At 65.2% G+C, this 22,538-nt stretch carries 19 protein-coding genes and 1 tRNA gene; 14 read left to right on the forward strand and 6 right to left on the reverse strand.

Features of this window, described 5'->3' with window-relative positions:
• Window positions 1-101: 101 nt before the first annotated feature.
• Entirely contained in the window at window positions 102-746 is a 645-nt protein-coding gene (locus CH274_RS19830; RefSeq protein ID WP_032395696.1) for a ScbR family autoregulator-binding transcription factor, read from the forward strand.
• Here CH274_RS19830 and CH274_RS19835 read toward each other — a convergent pair whose 3' ends face one another.
• Window positions 747-1,727 (reverse strand): alpha/beta fold hydrolase, encoded by a 981-nt coding sequence (locus CH274_RS19835; RefSeq protein ID WP_094658590.1) that lies wholly within the window; start codon window positions 1,725-1,727, stop codon window positions 747-749.
• A 55-nt stretch (window positions 1,728-1,782) separates the two neighbouring features.
• Here CH274_RS19835 and CH274_RS19840 point away from each other — a divergent pair, with 55 nt between their 5' ends.
• The 3 genes from CH274_RS19840 (at window position 1,783) to CH274_RS19850 (ending at window position 7,062) form a co-directional block, all read left to right on the forward strand.
• Window positions 1,783-2,352 (forward strand): TetR/AcrR family transcriptional regulator, encoded by a 570-nt coding sequence (locus CH274_RS19840; RefSeq protein ID WP_032395694.1) that lies wholly within the window; start codon window positions 1,783-1,785, stop codon window positions 2,350-2,352.
• A 214-nt stretch (window positions 2,353-2,566) separates the two neighbouring features.
• Window positions 2,567-6,145: a transcription-repair coupling factor gene (gene mfd / locus CH274_RS19845; RefSeq protein ID WP_256993649.1), complete on the forward strand. Its 3,579-nt coding sequence runs from the start codon at window positions 2,567-2,569 to the stop codon at window positions 6,143-6,145.
• 2 nt (window positions 6,146-6,147) lie between these two features.
• Window positions 6,148-7,062, forward strand: coding sequence for a MazG family protein (locus CH274_RS19850; RefSeq protein ID WP_094645610.1), 915 nt, complete (start codon window positions 6,148-6,150; stop codon window positions 7,060-7,062).
• Between the two features lie 38 nt (window positions 7,063-7,100).
• Here the strand turns inward: CH274_RS19850 and CH274_RS19855 are convergent, their stop codons facing one another.
• The 4 genes from CH274_RS19855 to efeU all read right to left on the reverse strand — a co-directional run bounded on the left by CH274_RS19855 (window position 7,101) and on the right by efeU (window position 11,166).
• Entirely contained in the window at window positions 7,101-7,742 is a 642-nt protein-coding gene (locus tag CH274_RS19855) for a dihydrofolate reductase family protein (protein WP_094658592.1), read from the reverse strand.
• A gap of 205 nt (window positions 7,743-7,947) precedes the next feature.
• A complete protein-coding gene (gene efeB / locus CH274_RS19860; RefSeq protein ID WP_094658593.1) occupies window positions 7,948-9,198 on the reverse strand; it encodes an iron uptake transporter deferrochelatase/peroxidase subunit in 1,251 nt (416 codons plus the stop codon).
• Window positions 9,179-10,318, reverse strand: coding sequence for an iron uptake system protein EfeO (gene efeO / locus CH274_RS19865; protein ID WP_094631263.1), 1,140 nt, complete (start codon window positions 10,316-10,318; stop codon window positions 9,179-9,181). Before efeO ends, efeB begins: the two co-directional genes overlap by 20 nt.
• 14 nt (window positions 10,319-10,332) lie before the next feature.
• Window positions 10,333-11,166: an iron uptake transporter permease EfeU gene (gene efeU, locus CH274_RS19870; RefSeq protein ID WP_045200201.1), complete on the reverse strand. Its 834-nt coding sequence runs from the start codon at window positions 11,164-11,166 to the stop codon at window positions 10,333-10,335.
• 240 nt (window positions 11,167-11,406) lie between these two features.
• Between efeU and CH274_RS19875 the strand changes: the two genes are divergently transcribed.
• The 7 genes from CH274_RS19875 to CH274_RS19905 all read left to right on the forward strand — a co-directional run bounded on the left by CH274_RS19875 (window position 11,407) and on the right by CH274_RS19905 (window position 17,393).
• Window positions 11,407-12,117, forward strand: coding sequence for a lytic transglycosylase domain-containing protein (locus CH274_RS19875; protein ID WP_373453938.1), 711 nt, complete (start codon window positions 11,407-11,409; stop codon window positions 12,115-12,117).
• Between the two features lie 87 nt (window positions 12,118-12,204).
• Window positions 12,205-13,491 carry a phosphopyruvate hydratase gene (gene eno, locus CH274_RS19880; RefSeq protein ID WP_008718800.1) on the forward strand — a complete coding sequence of 429 codons (1,287 nt, stop codon included), beginning with the start codon at window positions 12,205-12,207 and terminating at the stop codon, window positions 13,489-13,491.
• A 34-nt stretch (window positions 13,492-13,525) separates the two neighbouring features.
• On the forward strand, window positions 13,526-14,239 hold the full coding sequence (locus CH274_RS19885; RefSeq protein ID WP_230596801.1) for an FtsB family cell division protein: 714 nt from the start codon (window positions 13,526-13,528) through the stop codon (window positions 14,237-14,239).
• Window positions 14,236-14,766: a DUF501 domain-containing protein gene (locus CH274_RS19890; RefSeq protein WP_032395686.1), complete on the forward strand. Its 531-nt coding sequence runs from the start codon at window positions 14,236-14,238 to the stop codon at window positions 14,764-14,766. Before CH274_RS19885 ends, CH274_RS19890 begins: the two co-directional genes overlap by 4 nt.
• Window positions 14,763-15,707, forward strand: coding sequence for a Ppx/GppA phosphatase family protein (locus CH274_RS19895; RefSeq protein ID WP_094658595.1), 945 nt, complete (start codon window positions 14,763-14,765; stop codon window positions 15,705-15,707). The genes CH274_RS19890 and CH274_RS19895 overlap by 4 nt, the downstream gene beginning before the upstream one ends.
• Before the next feature lie 116 nt (window positions 15,708-15,823).
• Window positions 15,824-17,275, forward strand: coding sequence for a short-chain fatty acid transporter (locus tag CH274_RS19900; RefSeq protein WP_094658597.1), 1,452 nt, complete (start codon window positions 15,824-15,826; stop codon window positions 17,273-17,275).
• Between the two features lie 44 nt (window positions 17,276-17,319).
• Window positions 17,320-17,393: transfer RNA gene (locus CH274_RS19905), tRNA-Leu, on the forward strand.
• A 572-nt stretch (window positions 17,394-17,965) separates the two neighbouring features.
• Here the strand turns inward: CH274_RS19905 and sigC are convergent.
• Window positions 17,966-18,541, reverse strand: coding sequence for an RNA polymerase sigma factor SigC (gene sigC, locus CH274_RS19910; protein WP_094658599.1), 576 nt, complete (start codon window positions 18,539-18,541; stop codon window positions 17,966-17,968).
• Window positions 18,542-18,603: 62 nt separating this feature from the next.
• Here sigC and CH274_RS19915 point away from each other — a divergent pair, with 62 nt between their 5' ends.
• The 3 genes from CH274_RS19915 to CH274_RS19925 all read left to right on the forward strand — a co-directional run bounded on the left by CH274_RS19915 (window position 18,604) and on the right by CH274_RS19925 (window position 22,508).
• The gene (locus tag CH274_RS19915; protein WP_094658601.1) at window positions 18,604-19,356 is read left to right on the forward strand and encodes a zf-HC2 domain-containing protein; all 753 of its coding nucleotides are present in this window, start codon (window positions 18,604-18,606) and stop codon (window positions 19,354-19,356) included.
• A 48-nt stretch (window positions 19,357-19,404) separates the two neighbouring features.
• Complete coding sequence (locus CH274_RS19920; RefSeq protein WP_094658603.1) at window positions 19,405-21,693, forward strand: heavy metal translocating P-type ATPase; 2,289 nt, start codon at window positions 19,405-19,407, stop codon at window positions 21,691-21,693.
• A gap of 347 nt (window positions 21,694-22,040) precedes the next feature.
• Window positions 22,041-22,508 (forward strand): Rv2732c family membrane protein, encoded by a 468-nt coding sequence (locus tag CH274_RS19925; RefSeq protein WP_143546615.1) that lies wholly within the window; start codon window positions 22,041-22,043, stop codon window positions 22,506-22,508.
• The last annotated feature ends 30 nt before the right edge of the window (window positions 22,509-22,538 follow it).

Genomic DNA, 22,538 nt, shown 5'->3' on the forward strand with positions numbered 1-22,538 from the left:
CAATCGGACCGATGCATGTTGGCACGAGACGTAAAGCCACTCAGTGGTACCGTTCGGGCGTAATTTGCGCAGTGGCAGTTCTTATTGCGAAGGCGGATCCCATGGTCAGGCAGGCCCGCGCTGAAATCACTCGCGACACCGTGCTGGCTGGCGCAGCGAACGTATTTCTGCGCCTCGGGTACGCGAACGCGAGCCTCAGCGAGATCATTTCTCAGTCCCAGGTCACCAAGGGCGCTCTGTACTTCCATTTCGGCTCCAAGGAAGAACTGGCACGTGCGGTCATCGACGAGGGCAACGCTCGTCTGACGACGGCCTGCTCGCAGTTCAACGACGGTCGAATCCCCGCACTCGAAGCGGCGATCGGTATTTCCTACATCGTCGTCGACCTCTCGGTCAGCGACCCCATGGTCTCGGCCATGCTTCGGCTGAGCCATCAGATCGGCGATTACCGCGGCACCGAGGGCAACGTCATGGCCGGGTGGAGCGAGTCGTTCGACAGGCTCGCCGCCAAGGCCATCGCGCAGGGGGACATCGACCCCAACTCGGATTCGCGCACCATCGGATCTCTGGTCCTGGAAATCCTCACCGGCGTACACATGGTGGCAGTTGCCACCTCCACCACCGAGGAATTGCCGTCGCGCATGGAGCGCCTCTGGTACTACCTTCTCCCGGCGTTGGTTCCCGCCAACAAGCTCGACTACTTCCGCGAATTCGCAGCGCGTCGCGTCATCCGCTTCGGCCCGTAACTAGCGATGCCGGCCCACGAAGTCGGCGATGTCATCGCGCAATCGTTCCGGATACTCGCCGTTGACGGCATGTGAGGCGCCCGGATAGAGCCGGACGGTCCCGTCGGGCAGTGTCCGCTCTGCCCTCGCGACTGCCTCCTGGGCGTCGTGCATCACCGACCTGCCCGCGATGATCGCCAGAACGGGCACGTCGAGCGTCGCGAGTTGCTCGTCGGTAAAACGTGTGGGCTGTGGCGGCTTCAGCGAATAGCCCTGCATCCCGGCTTCGATCATGTCGGCGACGGGGACGTCCTGCACCTCTGCGCCTCCCGCGGTATAGGAATCGAAGCTGTCCCGCCAGGATTTCGGAAGCCACGGCACGGCGGCGGGGAGGGCCCGAATCGCGGTGCCCCAGGGAATATCGGCGAAAGTCTGGGCCGGGTCTATCAGAGTGAGAGTGGCGAGGTGCGTGCTGTCGTGCAGCGCCAGGTTCGCTGCGGTCCACCCACCGATCGACAGTCCGACGAGATGGACCTTGTCGGTCGGCAGAGCGGCGAGTGTCTGATCGAGCCACGTGGCCTGGTCCTCGTCGCTGGTGATCGGCCGTTCCTGAATGCTGCGACCCGGCTCGCCGAGCAGGTCGACGGTGTAGACGTCGCCGATCGTCAGCAGTCCGGGCAGGTTGGCCGCCCACACCGGTGTGGCCGAGGAACGGCCGGGGAGCAGAAGCAGAGGGTGGGTCGAGGTTCCGGTGCCCGCGAATCGATGGACACGCACGACGCCGTAGTCGGTTCTGATGTCGAGCGTCTCCGCCGGATCGGGCAGATCCTCGAACGCACGGTCGTAGGCGGCGAGAAAACGGTCCTCGCTCGCCGCGCTGTTCCAGTGGCCCACCGGTGACGGAGACCGGAGCGCGAACGCGAGGGCGAGCACGCCGACGGTCGACGTCCCAGCGGCGATCTTCAGGTATCGACGCCGCGTGTTCGGTGCCCGGTCGTCCATCGCGAATCTCCTAACCGATCGGTAAGTAATTCAACCGTACGGTAGGCTGGCGATCGTGGCAACGAGAGAACCGAGCTTCGTCGAGCGCGCGCGACGCGCTCAGCTGATCGACGTCACGATCGACTCGGTCGCCCAACACGGGTATGCGAAGGTCTCGCTCGCCCGCATAGCGGACAGTGCCGGGATCACCAAAGCTGCTGTGCTGTATCACTTCCGAACCAAGGACGCAGTCATCGACGCCGCGTATCGATTCGTTCTCGCGGCACTGGTGGAGGACGTGGCGGCCGCGGTCGAGGCCGTCGACGCCCGGGAGGGTCCACAGGCGTACGTGCGTGCGATGGTCGGCCATCTTCGCGACCACCCGACGCACACCCGCATGTTGGTCGAGGCGCTCGGCAACTCGGCTCTGGGCCACAGCCCGGAGGATCGATGGCGTCCGTTGGCGGACATCATCGACGCATCCGTTCGGGCTCGCGGGACGACGGGCGTCGATTCACGCACCCTGGCCGTCATCACCGGGGGTGGGATCGACGCGATCGTCACCGAGCGCCTGCACGACCCGGAGTACGACTCGGTTGCTGCTGCCGAGTCTCTCTCGACGATGCTCGACGCTGCTCTGACGTAGCCCGTCGTCTCCCGCTCGCCGGGCTGTCGGTGTGCTCCCATAGACTCGGTGGTGACTGTGTGTGAGCAGCCATCGCCTCGACTCGCTTGTAGGAGCATTGCTGTTGTCTTCCGATTCTCTGCCTGCCATTTCTTCATCCGGGCCGGCCCCGATCGTTCCCGACGCGGCGCTGCAACTCTCGGGTCTGGCCAGCGTCGCGCTGACCGATTCGGCCATGGTGGCCGTCGCCGACGCGATCGGAACCGCCGAACACACACTCATCGGACCGCACTCGGTTCGCCCGTTCGTCGCCGCCGCGATCGCGCAGCACACGCAACTGTTGATCGTCACCGCCACCGGGCGTGAAGCGGACGATCTCACCGACGAACTCCGCCAGATCCTCGGCGGCGGTGTGGTCATGTTCCCGTCGTGGGAGACACTTCCGCACGAGCGACTCTCGCCGAGCGCCGATACCGTCGGCAAGCGGCTCGATGTGCTCCGACGGCTCGCTCGCCCCGGCGACACCGATTACGGCGATCCTCTGCGCGTCATCGTCACCACCGTCCGCTCACTGGTGCAACCGATGGCACCCGGTCTCGGCGAAATCGAACCCGTGACCCTCAAGGTCGGCCTCGACATCGACTTCGACGGCCTGATCCACCGACTCGTCGAGTTCGGCTACCTGCGCGTGGACATGGTCGGCAAGCGCGGCGAGTTCGCCGTCCGCGGCGGCATCCTCGACCTCTTCTCGCCGACGGCAGATCACCCGGTCCGCGTGGAATTCTGGGGCGACGAGATCACCGAGCTCCGCGCGTTCGCGGTCTCCGATCAGCGTTCGTTGCCCGATCACGAGGTCGATCTCGTCATCGCTCCGCCGTGCCGCGAACTGCTGCTCACCCAGGAGGTCCGCGACCGCGCCGCGGTCCTCGCAGCCGACAACGCCGGCGACACCGCGTTGGTCGAGATGCTCGACAAGCTGTCCGCAGGCGTCCCGGTGGAGGGCATGGAGGCGCTGCTGCCGCTGCTGCAACCGGGTGAGTTGCAGTTGCTCGCGGACACCCTCCCCGCGGGAACACACGTATTGCTCTGCGATCCCGAGCGAATCCGAACGCGCGCAACAGATCTGGTCCGCACCGGGCAGGAGTTCCTCGAAGCATCCTGGACGGCGGCGTCGATCGGAGGAGCTGCGCCGCTCGATACCTCCACTCTCGATACGTCCAGCCTCGAAGGTGCGTCTCTCGACCTCGGTGCGTCGGCCTACCGTTCACTTCGACAGGTTCGCGAATCGGCGCAGGTGCACGGTCGTCCGTGGTGGACCATCAGTCCGTTGGCATCCGGCAACGGTGAGGAAGTCGAACTCGCCGTCGATTCGGTCCCGGAGGTGCGGGGATCCGAGGAGGCGCTGACGGCCCTGTTCGCAACGTTGCGGGCGCACATCGCCACCGGTGGTCGTGCGGTCATCTCCGTCGCGGGTGCAGGTACCGCCACCCGCATCATCGAACGCCTCGCCGAGGCCGAAGTGCCTGCGGCACATCTCGATTCCGGTGCGGTCCCCGTCGCCGACGTCGTGAACGTCCTGTGCGGATCGCTGCACGACGGCCTGGTCTTTCCCGACGCGAAACTCGTGGTCGTCACCGAGAGCGATCTGACCGGCAACCGCGTGGCCGCAGCGGGCGAGGGGCGCAAGCTCCCGGCGAAGCGTCGTAACCAGGTCGATCCGCTCGCCCTCGTCGCCGGCGACAGCGTCGTGCACGATCAGCACGGCATCGGTCGATTCGTCGAGATGGTCGAACGCACCATCGGCGGCGCCCGACGCGAATACCTCGTGGTCGAATACGCACCGAGCAAGCGGGGCCATCCAGGCGACCGACTCTTCGTCCCGATGGACTCGCTCGATCAGCTCTCGCGTTACGTCGGCGGCGAGCTGCCGGCTCTGAGCAAGCTCGGCGGGTCCGATTGGGCCAACACCAAACGCAAGGCGCGCAAGGCAGTTCGCGAGATCGCCGGCGAACTCGTGCAGCTGTACGCCGCTCGTCAGGCAGCGCCCGGGCACGCTTTCGGGCCCGACACCCCGTGGCAGCTCGAAATGGAAGATGCGTTCGGGTTCACCGAGACCGTCGACCAGATGACGGCCATCACCGACGTCAAGGCCGACATGGAGAAGGCGGTGCCGATGGACCGCGTCATCCTCGGTGACGTCGGCTACGGCAAGACCGAGATCGCGGTTCGCGCCGCGTTCAAGGCGGTGCAGGACGGCAAGCAAGTGGCCGTGCTGGTTCCGACAACGCTTCTGGCACAACAACATCTGCAGACCTTCACCGCTCGGATGGCGTCGTTCCCGGTGACGGTGAAGGGGCTCTCCCGCTTCACTCACGGCTCCGAATCCAGAGAGGTCATGGCCGGGTTGGCCGACGGAACGGTCGACATCGTCGTCGGTACGCACCGCTTGCTGCAGACCGGTGTGGCCTGGAAGGACCTCGGTCTGGTCATCGTCGACGAGGAGCAGCGCTTCGGCGTCGAGCACAAGGAGCACATCAAGTCGCTCCGAACCCACGTCGACGTGCTGACGATGTCTGCGACGCCGATTCCGCGAACACTCGAGATGAGCCTGGCCGGAATCCGGGAGATGTCGACCATCCTCACACCGCCGGAGGAGCGGCACCCGGTGCTCACGTACGTGGGTGCGTACAACGACAAGCAGGTGGCCGCGGCCATCAGGCGTGAGCTGCTGCGCGACGGCCAGGTGTTCTTCGTGCACAACCGAGTGAGCTCGATCGACAAGGCCGCCAAGAAGATTCGTGATCTGGTCCCCGAGGCGCGGGTGGCGACGGCGCACGGTCAGATGAACGAGGAAACACTCGAACGCACCGTGCAGGGCTTCTGGCAGCGCGAGACCGACGTGCTGGTGTGTACCACCATCATCGAGACCGGTCTCGACATCTCCAATGCCAACACGCTGATCGTCGAGCGATCCGATTCGCTGGGCCTCTCTCAGTTGCACCAGCTGCGAGGCCGAGTGGGCCGTAGTCGCGAGCGCGGTTACGCATATTTCCTGTATCCGCCGGAGAAGCCGCTCACCGAGACCGCATACGACCGGCTGGCGACCATCTCGCAGAACTCCGATCTCGGTGCCGGTATGGCCGTGGCGATGAAGGACCTCGAAATCCGTGGTGCCGGAAACGTTCTGGGCGCGGAGCAATCCGGTCACGTCGCAGGCGTCGGCTTCGACCTGTACGTGCGGCTCGTCGGTGAAGCGGTCGAGGCGTACCGCGCGGCCGCCGACGGCAAGCCCATCACCACCGACGAGGCACCCAAGGAAGTGCGCATCGACCTGCCCGTCGACGCCAACATCCCACCCGACTACGTCACCAGCGATCGATTGCGGCTCGAGGGCTATCGAAAGCTCGCTGCGGCAGCAGATTCCGAGGGCATCGACGCCGTCATCGACGAACTCGTCGACCGGTACGGTCCGCTGCCCGAGGAGGTCGGCCGCCTGGTCTCCATCGCCAAGCTGCGCCTGATCGCCAAGGAATACGGTCTGACCGACGTCAACGTCGCCGGAACGCAGGTGAAGCTGGCCCCCATGGATCTGCCCGATTCCAAGCAGATCCGCCTCAAGCGGCTGTACCCGAGTGCTGCGTACCGGGCCACCACCGGTGTGGTGCAGTTGCCGCTGCCGCGCGTCGAGGGCGGCGGCGTGGGGGCGGCGCGCGTACGCGACGTCGAATTGGTCCAGTTCATCGCCGATCTCATCCTATCCTTGGACGGGAAACCATCTCGGTCGGTGTTGCTGGAGCAAACAGTGGGGGTGTAGCGGTGACGGTAGTTCTGCTCGACCCGGTCCGTCCCACGCAGGTCCCGGTGGACGCCGTCGAATTTCTGGGCGAGCCCGTGCAATTCACCGAGGAAGTGCCGGTTCGAGTGCGGTGGCTGTTCTCCGGAACCGCTGCGCCCGACGCCGTCGACGCTGTTCTGGTGAGCACCGACCCGGCCAACCCCGACGTTCAGGAACGGATCGGGCTCGGCGAACGGATCATCGCCGCCGAGAAGCTCCCCGGTGACGACCTCATCGCGGCGGTCCGGTTGATGGATCGCCTGCGCACACTCGGCGGCTGGGAAGCGCAGCAGACCCACGAGTCGTTGCGCGGGTACCTGCTGGAAGAAACGTACGAGCTGCTCGACGCCATCGCAGCGGGCAACTTGGTGGACCTGCGCGAAGAACTCGGAGACCTATTGCTGCAGGTGCTCTTTCATTCCAGAATTGCTCAGGATGCTGCCGAGAACGCATTCGACGTCGACGACGTCGCTGCGGGACTCGTCGCCAAGCTCACCCACCGCAGCCCGCACCTCGGTCGAACGGGCAACGGCCCCATCGACATCGCCGAGCAGGAGCGAGCCTGGGAAGAGCAGAAGGCTTCGGAGAAGGCGCGCGGATCCTGCGTCGACGGAATCGCACTGTCTCAGCCGTCATTGGCACTGGCACAAAAGGTGATCGGCCGCGCCACCAAGGCAGGCCTGCCCGACGAACTGATTCCCGACGGCCTTCGCGTCGTACACATCGGAGTCGATCACTCGCACGGCGGAGACAGTGCCGAGGACCTGCTTCGGCGTCGGGTATTGGATTTTGCATCCCTGATCCGCAACGCCGAAGCCTCGGCCCGCAACGCCGGCATCGCGCCCGGGGAGATGTCTGCACTCGACTGGATCGAGCACTGGGGTCTGCGGGGCTGAGGGTTCCCATCCACCCCTCGTACCTCGATCCGGACCTGCTACCTGCGCCAGAACAAATGATGCGTGACGCCGCTGCTGCTGGGGATCACCTCGTGTTCGAATCTGTCGTTCAATTCGTCGGGTGAATCCCACAGCTTCAGGCCCGAGCCGAATTCGATGGGCGAGACGGCGATGTGCATGGTGTCGACGAGGTCGGCGTCGAGGAATTCTCGGATGCTGGTGACGCCACCGCCGAGCCGCACGTCCTTACCGCCCGCGGCCTCCTTTGCCTGCTTCAGAACCTCGGCGGGCTCGCCGTCGACGAAGTGGAACGTGGTGTCGGACAGTGTGATCGATGGTCGCGCGTGGTGGGTGAGGACGAAGACGGGGGTGTGGAACGGCGGTTCGTCACCCCACCAGCCCTGCCATTCGTGGTCGGCCCACGGTCCGCGTTGGGGTCCGAACTTGTTCCGGCCCATGATCTCGGCACCGATGTTGTTGCCGAAGTCGCGGGCGAAGTAGTCGTCGAGTCCGCGACTGCCACCCGAACCGGCGTTTCCAGGAAAGCTGGCGGTGGCGAAGTACCACCTCATCAGTGCCAGATGGTCGAGACCGAACGGGTTCTCGAAGCTTTGGTCCGGCCCCGCAGCAATTCCGTCGCTCGAGATGGTGAAGTTCTGTACCCGAACCAGCTGTCCCATGTGTGCTCCCGAAGTCGATGACGATGATGTACGACGTATGGACCGAGCCGACCGTACTAATTCACCGCCCGCCTGTGTCAATGGACCCTTGCAGCGGTCAGACGTGTGCAATGCGCCATCGACGCAGGCCGGGGTCGTGCGTGAATGGACCATTGCAGCGGCCAGACGCATGCAAGGGTCCATTGACGCCGACGCGGGGACCGGTCTACTCGAACAGCGTCGAACCCCAGTAGTCCGATTCTCCGACGCCGGGTGGGCAGGCGAATACCGCCGATCCCACGTGTTGGATGTATTCGTTCAGTGCGTCCTTGCGGGAGAGGGCCAGTTGCATCGGGACGAATTGGGTCAGTGGGTCGCGGCAGTAGGCGATGAAGAACAGTCCGGCGTCGAGGTGGCCGAAGCCGTCGGAACCGTCGGTGAAGTTGTATCCCCGACGCAGGAGCTGGACGCCGCCGAGGTTTTCCTTGGACGCCAGGCGCACGTGGGCGGTCTTGTCGATGAAGGTGCCCTCGGGCCCCTGGGACTCGAAGTCGAGTGCGTCGAATTCGTCCTTCTGACCCAGCGGTGCGCCGGTTCCCTTGCTGCGCCCGATCACTCGCTCTTGTTCCTTGAGCGTGGTGCGGTCCCAGGATTCGATGAGCATGCGGATTCGACGCGCCACGAGGTAGGAGCCGCCTGCCATCCATTCCTGATCGTCCTCGGGGGCAACCCACACGTTCTCGTCGAGCAGCGTCGGGTCCTCGGCCTTGAGGTTGGCGGTTCCGTCCTTGAAGCCGAACAGGTTTCGCGGGGTGGCCTGGGTGGTCGAGGTGGACGAGGTGCGACCGAAGCCGAGTTGCGACCACTTCACCGACACCGTGCCGAAGCCGACGCGTGCGAGGTTGCGGATGGCGTGTACGGCAACCTGCGGGTCGTCGGCGCAGGCCTGGATGCACAGGTCACCGCCGGAGCGGCGGGGGTCGAGATTATCGGCCGGAAAGTGTTGCAGATCGGCAAGTGACGCAGGTCTTTTCGAGGCCAGGTCGAATCGGTCGAACAGAGAAGGCCCGAATCCGATCGTCAACGTCAGCGATGACGCGCTCAGGCCGAGCGCCTCGCCGGTGTCCGACGGCGGGTTGTACTGGCCACCGTCGACAGCACCGCCGTCGAACGTCTCCTCACCCTTGGTGAGGCGTTCGGCCATCAGTGTCCACTTCTTCAGCAGCGCAACGAAGTCGTCGCGGGAGTCGGTGGTGATGTCGAACGCGACGAAGTGCATGCGATCCTGCGCCGGGGTGACGATGCCGGCCTGGTGGTCTCCACGAAACTCGACGACATCCGACGCGGGCACCTCGGCACCGGAGGCCGTCGCATGTCCGGCGATTGCGCCGACTCCGACGAGCGCAGCACCGGTCCCGACGGCACCGAAGAGGCGCCGTCGGGAGAACTGTCCGGTCTTATTGTCCGGCAACGACACCCTGCACCTGGCTCACTTCGGCGGACAATGCGTCGATCTTGTTGGACAGTTCCTGACGCTGCGGTTCGGTCACGGTGTCGTAGAAGACGAAACCGTCGCCGCTGCGGTACTTGGCGAGTTCGGCATCGAGTTCGGCGAAGCGCGCGTCGATGGCAGTGCCCAGTTCGGCGTTGCGCTCGTCGAGGATCGGACGAACGGCGGCGATGGCGGCCTGCGAGCCGTCGACGTTGGCCTGGAAGTCCCACAGGTCGGTGTGCGAGAAGAAGTCCTCTTCACCGCTGATCTTGGTCTTGGCGACCTCGTCGAGCAATCCCTGCGCGCCGCCTGCCACCTGGATGGGGTCGATGGTGAAGTCGTCGGCCTTGATCTTGTCGGCGAGCTCGGTGATGTCGGCCTCGAGCTGATCGGCCATCGCGTTCGTGTCGGGCTGCAGGCCCTGCGTCCACAGATCCTTTTCGATGCGGTGGAAGCCGGTCCATTCGGCTCCGGGCTCCACGTCGGGCTCACGCAGGTCGATTCGTGGGTCGAGATCGTCGGGGAAGCTCTCGGCGACGGGCTCGATGCGCTCGTAATAGCTACGCGCAATGGGGAACTGCGCCTTGGCCGCGGCCACATCTCCGCTCTTGACGGCGGTGACGAACGAGGTGGTGGTGTCCTGCAGTGCGTCGATCTGGCTGACGACGTAGCGCTTGTAGCCCGCGGCGGCCTCGGCGAGCAGCCCGTCCTCGCCCGCCGAGCGGACCGACTCGCCGGTCACCACGAAGTCCGCGCGCACGCCGTCGCCCACCATGCCTGCCTTGCATGCGGTTTGGTACGTGCCGGGGTCGGGCAGGGCGACGATGAGCTGACGCGTCAGGCCGGGTCCGATGTTCTCCACCTCACCCATGACGCGGTCACCCTCGCCGTAGACGTAGAACTCGGTGACCTTGCTGCCGTTGTTGGTGATCTGGAAGGTCGAGTTGCCGGTGGTGCCCTCGGATGCGCTCACATCGCAGGAGGAGTCCGTCGCGGTGACGGCGATATCGCCCGATGCGGCCTCGGTGGAGGACTTTTCGGTGCATCCGGCCAATGCCATCGGCAGAACCGCGACTGCGGCCAGGGCGAAGGTGGAACGACGCATGGTGGTGGTGCCTTTCAGGAGTTCTGAAGTACAGGCTCGGGAGCCGCGGGAACGCGGACCGGGCGGAGGAAGAGGAACAACACGATCACGATGTAGAGCACCCACGCGATCGCCTGGAAAACAGTGGGCTCGGGACGGAAGTTGAAGATGCCGCCGAGCACGGTGCCGTACCAGCTCGAGGCGTCGAAGTGAGCGCTGATGTCGAAGGCGACTGCGCTGCCGCCGGGCAGAATGCCGCCGATCTGCAGTGCGCGGATGCCGTAGGCGAGGATTCCGGCGGCGACCACGATCAGGAAGATGCCGGTGTACTTGAAGAACACGGCGAAGTTGATGCGGACGGCACCGAAGTACAGGAACACCGTCAGCACGGCGGCGACAACGATGCCGAGCAGGAGTCCGAGCAGTGGCCACAGGCTGCCGTTGGTGTTCTCGGCATAGCCGACCATGAGCAATGCGGTTTCGACGCCTTCGCGCCCGACGGCGAAGAAGGACAGCGTGAGTACTGCGGCGGGGCCGACGGTGAGTGCCTTCTCCATGTTCGCCCGCAGTTCGCCGGAGATGTTCTTGGCGGCGGTGCGCATCCACAGCACCATCGCGGTCACGATGACGACGGCCACGAGCGAGGCGGCTCCGGCGATTATTTCGGCGGTCAGTCCGGTGACGGTGGAGGTGCCGTAGTGGATCACGAAGAAGATGGCGGCGACCATGGCGACGGCCAGGCCGACTCCGAGCCAGACCCACTTGAGCGCGTCGCGTCGTTCGGCTTTGACGAGGAACGCGACGAGGATCATCACGACGATGCCGGTCTCGAGCCCTTCGCGCAGGCCGATCAAGCCACTACCGAACATCTGGGTGGCGATCGACGGCGCTGAACCGGCGGCGAGAACGACTGTGGACACGGGTGATGCTCCTGTGATGCGTCGAACATTGGTACGCCTTCCCTCGCAAAGGGTAGGCGACCCTCATGAATGAAGGCTGCCCAGAACATACACCCTGCAACCCAACCCGAACACGCGTTGACCAGGGGTTATCTCGGCCTTTAGCTTTCTATTACCTTGCGTGTGCAGGATGGAGTGGTGATCTCCCGTATCTGCGTGCTCGCCACAGCGTCGCTCCTTCTTGCATTGACGGCGTGCGGCACCGGCGAACCGAAACGCGAGATTCCCGAGGGCATCCCGCCCGGACCCGGCACGGAAGTACCGGCCATCGACTTCAACGCGCCCGGACGCACGGCCGACTTGTTGCTCGCGTGGGCCGAACCCCAGACCGACGCGTTGGGCATCTCGGTGACCGCCCTGGCGTCGTACGGGCACGCTGCGGCGATCATGACCGAGACGGACGCCGACTGCGGAATCGCGTGGACGACACTCGCCGGCATCGGCTACATCGAGAGTCGCCACGGCACGTACCAGGGCTCGTCGGTGGCACCCGACGGTCTCGTCGCACCGCCGATTCGCGGAATCCCGCTCGACGGCGGACCGGGCGTCGCCGAGATTCCGGACACCGACGGTGGCGTCATGGACGGCGACACCGAGTTCGATCGGGCCATGGGCCCCATGCAGTTCATTCCCGAGACCTGGAAGAAGTGGGGCGTCGATGCCAACGGTGACGGCGTCGCCGATCCGGACAACATCGACGACGCCGCGCTGACGGCGGCGCGTTACCTCTGCGCCCGCGGCGGTGATCTGCGGACGGCGCAGGGCTGGGAGAGCGCGCTGATGGCGTACAACCTGTCGGGTCAGTATCTGCGGGACGTGCGCGATCGAGCGGCCGCGTACTCGGTGGGCACCAGGCCGTAGATCTCCGTGCATCGCGGGAGGCACCGGGAAGCGGCTAGTCTTGCACCCGGCACAGTCCGCCGGTCCCCGTTACTAGGAGAAGCATTCGTGGCCATCATTGAGCAGGTCGGAGCTCGCGAGATCCTCGATTCCCGTGGCAACCCCACGGTTGAGGTCGAGGTCGCATTGGACGACGGGACGTTGACCCGTGCAGCCGTTCCCTCCGGCGCATCCACCGGTGAGCACGAGGCCGTCGAGCTTCGTGACGGCGGAGACCGCTACGGCGGCAAGGGCGTCGAGAAGGCAGTCAACGCGGTCCTCGACGAGATCGCACCGGCGGTCATCGGCCTCGACGCCATCGAGCAGCGCACCGTCGACCAGGCTCTGCTCGATCTGGACGGCACGCCCGACAAGTCTCGCCTCGGCGCGAACTCCCTGCTGGGTGTCTCGCTCGCCGTCGCCAAGGCCGCGGCCGAGTCCACCGGGCTCGAGCTCTTCCGCTACCTCGGCGGCCCCAACGCCCATATCCTGCCGGTCCCGATGATGAACATCATCAACGGTGGCGCACACGCAGACAGTGGCGTCGACGTGCAGGAATTCATGATTGCGCCGATCGGTGCACCCACGTTCAAGGAATCGCTGCGCTGGGGTGCCGAGGTCTACCACGCGCTCAAGTCCGTACTCAAGGCCAAGGGGCTGTCCACCGGCCTCGGTGACGAGGGTGGCTTCGCTCCCGACCTCGCCGGCACCAAGGCTGCCCTCGACCTGATCCTCGAGGCGATCGGCAAGACCGGCCTCAAGCCCGGACAGGACGTCGCCCTCGCGCTCGACGTTGCGGCCACCGAGTTCTACACCGCGGGCACCGGCTACGCCTTCGAGCGCGAGACCAAGTCCGCCGAGCAGATGTCGGCCTTCTACGGCGAGCTCGTCGACGCCTACCCGCTGGTCTCCATCGAGGATCCGCTCGACGAGAACGACTGGGACGGCTGGGTTGCCCTCACCGAGTCGATCGGCGACAAGGTTCAGCTCGTCGGCGACGATCTGTTCGTCACCAACCCCGAGCGTCTCGAAGACGGCATCGTCAAGGGTGCGGCCAACGCGCTGCTGGTCAAGGTCAACCAGATCGGCACGCTCACCGAGACCCTCGACGCCGTCGATCTCGCGCACCGCAACGGCTACAAGACGATGATGAGCCACCGGTCCGGTGAGACCGAGGACACCACCATCGCTGACCTGGCAGTTGCCGTCGGCAGCGGCCAGATCAAGACCGGTGCTCCGGCTCGAAGCGAGCGCGTGGCCAAGTACAACCAGTTGCTGCGTATCGAAGAAGCTCTGGGCGACGCGGCGCGTTACGCCGGCGAGTTGTCTTTCCCCCGGTTCAATTACGAGGGATAGCGAACAGGCACGTATGGCACGAAGTGGAGAGTGAATGATGGCACGGCGCGGCAGGTCCGGGACCAGTCCAGGTGGACGTGATCCCCGACCCCGCGGCCGGTCCTCCACATCGAGTCGGTCCAAGGCCGGGGGCGTCTCTCGCGAGGAGAACGCCTCCGGCCGGCAGGCCACCCCACCGGAACCCTCGGATCAGGCGCGCGACGCCGTGGTCGGCGGCAAGGCCGCGCCCCGGCGCGTCGGTGTTCGTCGACCCAAGATGCCCGAGCGGACGTTCTTCGGACTGTCCACCGGCCGAGCCGTCATCCTCGGTGTCGTGGTGTGCGCGCTGGCGTTGACGCTGGCCGTGCCGCTGCGTACGTATTTCTCGCAACGCAGTGAGCTCGAGTCCGTGTTGGCCGAGCGTCAGACCCTGCAGGACGAGGTGGACGCGCTCCAGACGCAGAAGTCGCAGCTCGACGAGCCGTCGCGCATTGCGGCCGACGCTCGCGAACGGCTGCGTTTCGTCATGCCGGGGGAGACGCCGTATCAGGTGCAGTTGCCCGGCGATTACTCGCCGAGCTCCGCGGACCTCGCCGTGGACAACACGCCGACGGGACCGTGGTTCACCGAACTGTGGAACACCGCCGTCCAGCCGCAGGGATCGAACGAACCCCCGGAGCCGACGTCCGCACCCATGCCACTCGTACAGCCAGAACCTGCACCGGCCGCGCCGGCGGTGCCAGAACCAGAAGGAGGACCGGTCGGGTGAATTCCTCGGCAGTCTCGCAGGAAGATCTCGATGCGGTCGCAGCGCAGCTCGGACGTGAACCGCGTGGCGTACTCGAGATCGCGTACCGATCTCCGGACGGCAGGCCGGGTGTGGTGAAAACCGCCCCGAAGCTGCCCGACGGGACGCCTTTTCCCACTCTGTTCTATCTGACGGATCCGCGGCTGACGGCCGAGGCCAGTCGACAGGAATCGGCCGGGGTGATGCGGGAGATGACCGAGCGTCTCGGTACCGATCCCGAACTGGCCGCGGCATACTTGCGCGCACATCAGTCGTATCTGGCCGAGCGTGACGAGATCGAATCTCTCGGAACGGATTTCACCGGCGGCGGTATGCCCGATCGCGTCAAGTGCCTGCACGTGCTCATCGCGCATTCGTTGGCCAAGGGTCCGGGCGTCAACCCGCTGGGTGACGAGTCGGTTGCGTTGGCAGCGGAGAACTCGTTGCGCGGCAAGGCAATTCCGGCCGATTGGCCGACCATCGAAGAACTACGTGCGGAGAAGCAATGACCAGGGTTGCAGCAATCGATTGCGGCACCAACTCGATCCGCCTGCTCGTCGCAGACAACAACGGTAAGTCCCTCGCCGACGTCGCTCGCGAGATGCGAGTGGTACGGCTCGGGCAAGGCGTCGACGCCACCGGAGCATTCGTGCCCGAGGCCATCGAGCGCACCCGCGTGGCATTGGTCGAGTACGCGGAGATCATTCGCAAGACCGGGGCCACAGCAGTGCGGATGGTCGCCACCTCGGCCACTCGGGATGCGTCCAATCGAGAGGACTTCTTCTCGATGGTGCGCGAGGTGCTCGGCAAGGTGATCCCCGGTGCCGAGGCCGAAGTGATCACCGGCGACGAGGAAGCACGACTGTCCTTCGCCGGTGCAGTCGGTGAACTCGACGCTGCGGCAGGGCCTTTCCTGGTGGTCGATCTGGGTGGTGGTTCCACCGAGCTCGTGCTGGGCGACGCCAAGGGCGTCAAGTCCGCGTTCTCGGCCAACATCGGCTGCGTACGCCTCACCGAACGGTTCCTGCACAGTGACCCGCCCACCGTCGACGAGATCAACGGTGCGCGTGAGTACGCCCGCGAGAAGTTGGCGGAGGCGTTCGAGGAAGTGTCGATCGGTGACGCGTCGAGCTGGGTGGGGGTGGCCGGCACGATGACCACCATCGCGGCCATCGCCAAGGAACTACCCGAGTACGACGCCGACGCGGTACACCTCTCGCGAGTGCCGTTCGATCAGCTCTTCGAGGTGTGCGAGCGACTGATCGGGATGACCCACACGCAGCGAAGCGCGTTGGGGCCCATGCATCCCGGTCGGGTCGATGTGATCGGCGGCGGTGCAATTGTCTGCAGCGTATTGGCCGAGGAGTTCGAGCGACGCGGTGCCGTGAGCTCGTTGACGGTCAGTGAGCACGACATTCTCGACGGCATCGCGATGTCCATCAAGATCTGATCTGCATTTCTGCAGAGGCGGTCTGCGGCGATGTCGGTTGCATCGCTGCGTCATTCGGTGAAGCCTTACAGGTGCTGTGGCCCACGTCACGGCTCCCTTCGAGGTGAGGACCACCGATGACGTCACCCGCCGAACAGGCTGCGGCCGACCAGGCACCGGCCGAGAAAGGGCTGGCCCGCGTAGCGCAAGCGCTCGCCAAGGGGACCGAGAAGTGGTTTCCCGACGCGTACATCTTCGCTCTGGTCGGTGTGGTGGTCGTGGCTGTGGCTGCGTTCGCGAACGGGTCGTCTCCGCAGAATGTGGTCGACGCGTTCGGTAACGGCTTCTGGGACCTGACTGCCTTCACGCTGCAGATGGCGATGGTCGTTCTCACCGGCTACGTCGTGGCCACATCTCCACCGGTCGCCAGATTGATCACCCGATTGGCGCAGGTGCCCAAGAGTTCCAGTAGCGCAGTCAGTTTCGTGGCGCTGCTGTCCTGCTCGGTGTCCTTCCTGAACTGGGGCCTGAGCCTGGTGTTCGCCGGTCTGCTGGCCCGAGCCATCGCGCGGCGGGACGATCTGAGGACGGACTACCGAGCACTGGGGGCTGCGGCGTTCATGGGACTCGGGGCCGTGTGGGCGCTGGGAATGTCTTCCTCGGCCGCGCAGTTGCAGGCGACGGCGAGTTCGCTTCCGGCGACGCTGCTTTCGGTCACGGGTGTACTCGATTTCGGAACCACCATCTTCACGTGGCAGTCGTTGCTGATGTGCGTGATCATCATCGTTCTGACGGTCGTCATCGCGCATGTGTCCGCTCCCAAGGGGGCCGCGATCAAGACTGCCGCTGACATGGAGGTCGACCTCGACGACACCGTCGCCGAGCCTGCTCCGCGCAGCAGGCCGGGTGAGTGGCTCGAGTACAGTCGCATTCTTCCGCTCTTCGTCGGCGCAATGACCCTGGGATGGCTTGTCTCCCAACTGTTGACGCTGCCAGTGCTGTCGGTGGTGAGCAGCCTTAACGGGTACTTGTTGGTCTTCCTGATGCTCGGGTTGGTGCTGCACGGCACCCCGCGCCGCTTCCTCGATTCGGTGAGCAAGGCTGTCCCTGCGACCGCAGGCATCCTGGTGCAGTTCCCGCTGTACGCCGCGATGGCCGCCATGTTGACCAAGGCGGAGGGCCGGGGAGGCGTCACGATCTCCGAGCATCTGGCTACCTTCTTCACCGAGATCGGGTCCGGTGGAGGTTTCGCGGTGGTCATCGCGATCTACACCGTCGTCCTCGGACTCTTCGTTCCCTCGGGCGGTGGCAAGTGGCTGGTCGAAGCGCCGTACGTGATGCAGTCGGCGACCGACGTGCAGATGAACCTCGGCTGGACCGTCCAGATCTACAACGTGGCCGAGGCGTTGCCGAATCTGATCAACCCGTTCTTCATGCTGCCGCTGTTGGCCGTCCTGGGCCTGCGAGCGCGAGATCTGATCGGATTCACGTTCCTGCAGTTCATCTTCCACTTCCCGGTGGTCCTGCTGCTCGTGTGGCTTCTCGGTATGACCTTCGACTTCGTGCCGCCGGTCATTCCGGCCCAGTAGCAGCCCGATATGATCGTCACCGCTGGAGCGAGAGTTCAGCGGTGGCCCCTATAGCCCAATTGGCAGAGGCAGCGGACTTAAAATCCGCACAGTGTCGGTTCGAGTCCGACTGGGGGCACCGGAGTCCATATGGATCCAGATTTGTGGACCAGGACAGTGCTTTTCGGGTGGTAGCGTGGACTTCGGCGGTCTATCACGGATTTGAGTGGACAACTGAGGCAGCGGATTTTAAATCCGCGCGGGATTTACGTGCTCCGTGGTCGTCAGCCGCATTCATGCAGCTCAGGGCCGGTTTCGTGCTGCGTGGTCGCCTTCGTGGGGTGGCTCGGTGTCACGAGACTGTCACAACTTGATTTGACTGACCTCGTCGATACCCGCGACATCTCGGGTCCGGTCGTAGAAACGGTTGTGCTGAAACAGATTTCGCATGCATGTCGGTCATAAGCGCCCGAGGGCTACGCCCCGGTGAAACATTGTCCGAATTCGCCTATGGATATTGCATAGTCCGCACCATCTGCGGACGATTTGCCAGTTCGGCACACTTTCGCTCCGAAGAACGGTCTGCAGAGAACAACATCATGGCTTTGGGGTATGCAGCGCTTGTCGAAAATGAACGATCCCCAGGCCCTGACTGACGTCGCCGAATTTCTGCGCTGGGAAGGCTTGTGACTGCCCGCGCAATCCGGCGGTCTAACCGGTGTTCTGCCCGTCGGCACGCGATGCTGCGATCAACTGCTCTCGGGCGCGTGCCACCCGGGAGCGGACCGTTCCGATCGGGCACCCACACACCTGCGCGGCTTCGTCGTAGGACAAGCCGAGGACTTGCGTGAGGATCAGTGCTTCGCGCCGTTCGGCGGGAAGCCCTGCGAGCAGCATCCGTACCTCGACGAGATCTTCGGAGGAGTTCGCGGCCGGGGCCGATGCAGCGTGGGCGGAGTCGGCGACAGCGATCCAATCGTCGCTTCCGACCAGCCGGGGACGGGACATTGCCGAACGAACTTGGTCGACGACCACGCGTCGGGCGATCGAGAGGAGCCAGGTGCGTGCCGAGGACTGGGCGGCGAAACGTGGCAGCGACTTCATCGCCCGTAGATAGGTTTCCTGGGTGAGATCGTCGGCTGCCGACACCGAGCTCAAGTGCGCAACGAAACGCCACACGTCGCTCTGAGTGTCCCGGATGAACGATTCGAGGGCGCGGTGATCGCCCCGACCGGCAGCGAGCGCCAACTCGGTGGTGTGCGCGTCGTGCTCGGCCCGTGAACTCACGCCCGCAACAGTAGGGGACCGGTGCCGGGAACTTATCGCCAGCCCTGCGCGACACTGTAGGTGTGGACTGCTCACTAGCGCGAGAAGCTCTGTCGGCGCGCATCGACGGAGAACGAGAGCCCGTGCCCACCCATCGCACGGACGAGCATCTCGCTACCTGCACCGACTGCCAAGCGTGGTACGCCTCGGCGACCGCACTGACCCGTAGCTTGCGCGTCAACTCGGTGGGTCGGACTCCGGATCTGACGTCGAGCATTCTCGCCGCAGTCGGTGTGCCCGTTCCGAGGAGTAGGCCGCGGCGATTGCTTCGGTGGGTGATCCGTGATCACCCCTGGCGAGCCGCACTCGTCGTGGTCGCACTGGCCCAGTTGGCCCTTGGGCTCACTCAAATCTTCGGCATCGGACATGATCACGGCGGGATGGTCATGGGCACCGAGGCAATGACCGGGCACCTGTTCAACGAGAGCACCGCCTGGAACCTTGCAGTCGGCGTCGGTTTTCTGATCGCCGCGTGGCGCCCGGCCGCCACCAACGGATTGCTGCCGGTGTTGGCCACGTTCACGGTGCTGCTGACGTGTTTTGTGATCACTGATTCGATAGCCGGGCAGGTCACCGTCGAACGGGTGGCCTCGCACGCCATCATCGCCATCGGAGTGTTGGTGACGATGATGGTCCGGAGACGAGAGCTCCACACCGGGTCTCCGGCCTCGCATCGTCTACCCGCCGATGCCGGCGAGGACGTCGAGTTGCCCGACGGAGCCCGCTACGGGCGGCGCCGCGGCCACCTACGCGGTGCGAACGACCCGGCCGCCTGACCCGCGCCCGCACGAACAACCTGCACTACCGACGAGAGAACTGATCCGATGTCTGTGAGCACCACGCCCGCCTCCACTGCCGCGCCCGGTGAAAACCCGGCCCCCACCGGAACCGACACGGTACGGATCGCGCTGTCGGTCAGCGGGATGACGTGCGGTGCATGCGCCAACCGGGTCGAGCGTAAGTTGAACAAAATCGACGGGGTCCGGGCATCGGTGAACTATGCCACCGCCGTCGCCACTATCGACGCACCCACCACCTCGACACCGACACAGCTGTGTGAGGTCGTTGCATCCGCCGGTTACAGCGCGGAGCCGTTCGTCGACCACGCCAGCGTCGACACCTCGGCCGAGGACGCACACACCCGGGACATCTTCCGCCGTCTGGTCGTCGCGTTGGTGCTGTTCATGCCACTCGCCGATTTGTCGATCATGTTCGCAGTGGTCCCCAGCACCCGCATCACCGGTTGGCAGTTCGTTCTGCTGGCGTTGGCGATCCCCGTGGTGGGGTGGGCTGCCCTACCGTTCCACCGCGCTGCCCTCGCGGGACTCCGGCACCGCACGAGCACGATGGACACACTGGTCTCCTCCGGCATCATCGCGGCCACCGGCTGGTCGCTGTATTCGATGTTCTTTCGTGCCTCGACTGCAGACGAAAGCCGCGGCATTTGGGCCGCGATCGTCTCGAGCGATTCGATCTACCTCGAAGTCGCAGCCGGTGTCACCGTCTTCGTTCTCGCCGGCCGCTACTTCGAGGCCAAAGCCAAACGCCGTGCGGGCGGGGCGCTGCGGGCCTTGGCCGAACTCGGTGCCCGCGATGTTTCGGTGCTGCTGCGCGACGGCAACGAGCTACGCATCCCGGTCACAGAGCTGAAGGAAGGTCAGCGGTTCGTGGTGCGGCCCGGTGAAGTGATCGCAGCTGACGGCCTCGTGGTCGAAGGCACCTGCACCGTCGACACCAGCGCGATGACAGGTGAATCGCTGCCCGTCGACATACGGACCGGGTCGGCGGTGATCGGTGGAACCGTTGTCCTCGACGGCCGTTTGGTGGTCGAAGCAGCGGCGGTCGGATCGGACACCGCGCTCGCGGGCATGATCCGCCTCGTAGACGCCGCGCAGTCGGGCAAAGCGGATCTGCAGCGTCTTGCCGACCGTATTTCCGGGGTGTTCGTGCCCATCGTGTTCGTGCTCTCGGCGCTCACATTCATCGGGTGGCTGATCGGGACCGGTCAGGTGGACACCGCGGTCAGCGCTGCGCTCGCAGTGCTGATCATCGCCTGCCCCTGCGCGCTCGGGTTGGCGACACCGACCGCGCTGATGGTGGCCTCCGGCCGAGGAGCGCAGCTCGGAGTGTTCATCAAAGGCCATCACGCCCTCGAAGCCACCAGAACCGTCGACACGGTCGTATTCGACAAGACAGGCACCATCACCACCGGGGCGTTGACGTTCGAGTCGATCGTCGTCGCCCATGGTGCCGATGAGAACGAGATGCTGGTCCTGGCCGGCGCTGTCGAACACGCCTCCGAACATGCCATCGCCGCCGCGATCGTCGACGCAGCCCGCTCCCGCTGCGACGAGCTCGAGCCGGTCGAGGACTTCGTAGCGCTACCCGGAATGGGAGCCCACGGCCGGGTCCACGGTCGGCTCGTCGAGATCGGCCGTCGACGACTGTTCGAGGACCGAGGATTGGTGATCCCACGAACGTTGACGATGGCGCAGAACCGCAGTGACACGATCGGAGCCACCTCGGTGTTCGTGGCGGTGGATGGAATCGTTCGGGCAGTGGTGACCGTCTCCGACACCGTCAAACCCTCCGCCGCAGCCGCGATCGCACAACTGCACGCTCTCGGGCTGAGGACATTGTTGGTCACCGGTGACAACGCTTTCGCGGCTCAGGTTGCGGCGGATGCGGTCGGAATAGAGGAGGTCATCGCCGAAGTGCTGCCCGAGGGCAAGGTCGACATCATCGCCTCGCTGAAGGAGTCCGGCCGGACGGTGGCGATGGTGGGGGATGGGATCAACGACGGGCCGGCGTTGGCGACGGCGGATCTCGGTTTGGCGATCGGCGCGGGCACCGATGTCGCCATCGGTGCCGCGGACATCATCGTCGTCCGCGACGACCTCGGCGCGGTGGTCGATTCGTTGGGCCTGGCCAAGGCCACGCTGGCGACCATCAAGGGAAACATGCTGTGGGCGTTCGGATACAACATCGCCGCCATCCCCATCGCGGCCGCAGGTCTGCTCAACCCACTCCTCGCGGGCGCTGCCATGGCGTTCTCGTCATTCTTCGTCGTATCGAACAGCCTCCGGCTGCGTCGGTACCGCGCTGGAGACTGACCGCTCGACCGGATACCTCGGCGCGCGGTAAAGGGAGTCGCCGCTTCGGTAGACGTGCTGTGCGTGGCCGCGCCGCACGACCGGCCCGGCCACGCACTCCTGCGTACCTCGCCCGGTCAGCCACCAGGCGGATTCGTACCGAAGTCATCGCCGCGGTACCTACAGTCAGTCGCATTCGTGGGCTCCGAAGTTCCCGCGTCGAGCGGGGAACTTTCTCGCCCGCAGTGCGACTGGTGTTCGAGCGGTCATCGAGATGCGCCGACGCAGGATGCGGTCGACGGATGCGGCCGGTACCGCACTTGACGGAAGGGTTCGAAGTGCACGACGATCTTCGACACTATCGGCCCATGTTCGAGGCCATCGAACGACGAGTATTGGCAACGGTGGAGATGGCTGCACACGAGCGACTGCGTGTGGCTGTGGCTATCGCCATAGCAGGGCTGGGTCTGTGCCTGTGCCAGGCGGGTGCGGCAACGGGCTGGGCAACATTGCTCAACAATGCAGCAGCGCAGGCGGAATCGACCAGCATCATCGCTGTGATCGCCGCTCATGCCGGTGTGATCTTCTGTCTGATCTGCTCGGCAGCCGCACTTCATACCCGCATGTTCCATCTGATCGTTCTCGCCGCCGCAGGATGCGCCATTACCTCGGTCCTGGCGGTGTTGGCCATCTGGACACGCCAGTCCGCTCCCGACAGTTCAACTCTCGCCGGTCCCGGCCCCGGCGCGGTGATCGGGCTGCTCACCGCCGTAGTTCTCACCGGGCTGTGGACGCGACTGGCCCTTCGCCCGGAGCGCCGCGTTCTCACGTACTGATCGAGCCCCTCTCGAGCCGAACCGACGGAA

The sequence above is a fragment of the Rhodococcus sp. 06-418-5 genome, assembly GCF_002258285.1.
Classification (GTDB): Bacteria; Actinomycetota; Actinomycetes; order Mycobacteriales; family Mycobacteriaceae; genus Rhodococcoides.

Excerpts from the sequence above, each read along its gene's own strand:
- efeU (WP_045200201.1), bottom strand. The coding sequence starts at position 11,166 with ATGTTCGGTAGTGGCTTGATCGGCCTGCGCGAAGGGCTCGAGACCGGC.
- mfd (WP_256993649.1), top strand. The coding sequence starts at position 2,567 with ATGGTGGCCGTCGCCGACGCGATCGGAACCGCCGAACACACACTCATC.
- CH274_RS19885 (WP_230596801.1), top strand. The coding sequence starts at position 13,526 with ATGATGGCACGGCGCGGCAGGTCCGGGACCAGTCCAGGTGGACGTGAT.
- CH274_RS19920 (WP_094658603.1), top strand. The coding sequence starts at position 19,405 with ATGTCTGTGAGCACCACGCCCGCCTCCACTGCCGCGCCCGGTGAAAAC.
- CH274_RS19835 (WP_094658590.1), bottom strand. The coding sequence starts at position 1,727 with ATGGACGACCGGGCACCGAACACGCGGCGTCGATACCTGAAGATCGCC.
- efeO (WP_094631263.1), bottom strand. The coding sequence starts at position 10,318 with ATGCGTCGTTCCACCTTCGCCCTGGCCGCAGTCGCGGTTCTGCCGATG.
- CH274_RS19830 (WP_032395696.1), top strand. The coding sequence starts at position 102 with ATGGTCAGGCAGGCCCGCGCTGAAATCACTCGCGACACCGTGCTGGCT.
- CH274_RS19900 (WP_094658597.1), top strand. The coding sequence starts at position 15,824 with ATGACGTCACCCGCCGAACAGGCTGCGGCCGACCAGGCACCGGCCGAG.
- CH274_RS19925 (WP_143546615.1), top strand. The coding sequence starts at position 22,041 with ATGTTCGAGGCCATCGAACGACGAGTATTGGCAACGGTGGAGATGGCT.
- CH274_RS19895 (WP_094658595.1), top strand. The coding sequence starts at position 14,763 with ATGACCAGGGTTGCAGCAATCGATTGCGGCACCAACTCGATCCGCCTG.
- CH274_RS19855 (WP_094658592.1), bottom strand. The coding sequence starts at position 7,742 with ATGGGACAGCTGGTTCGGGTACAGAACTTCACCATCTCGAGCGACGGA.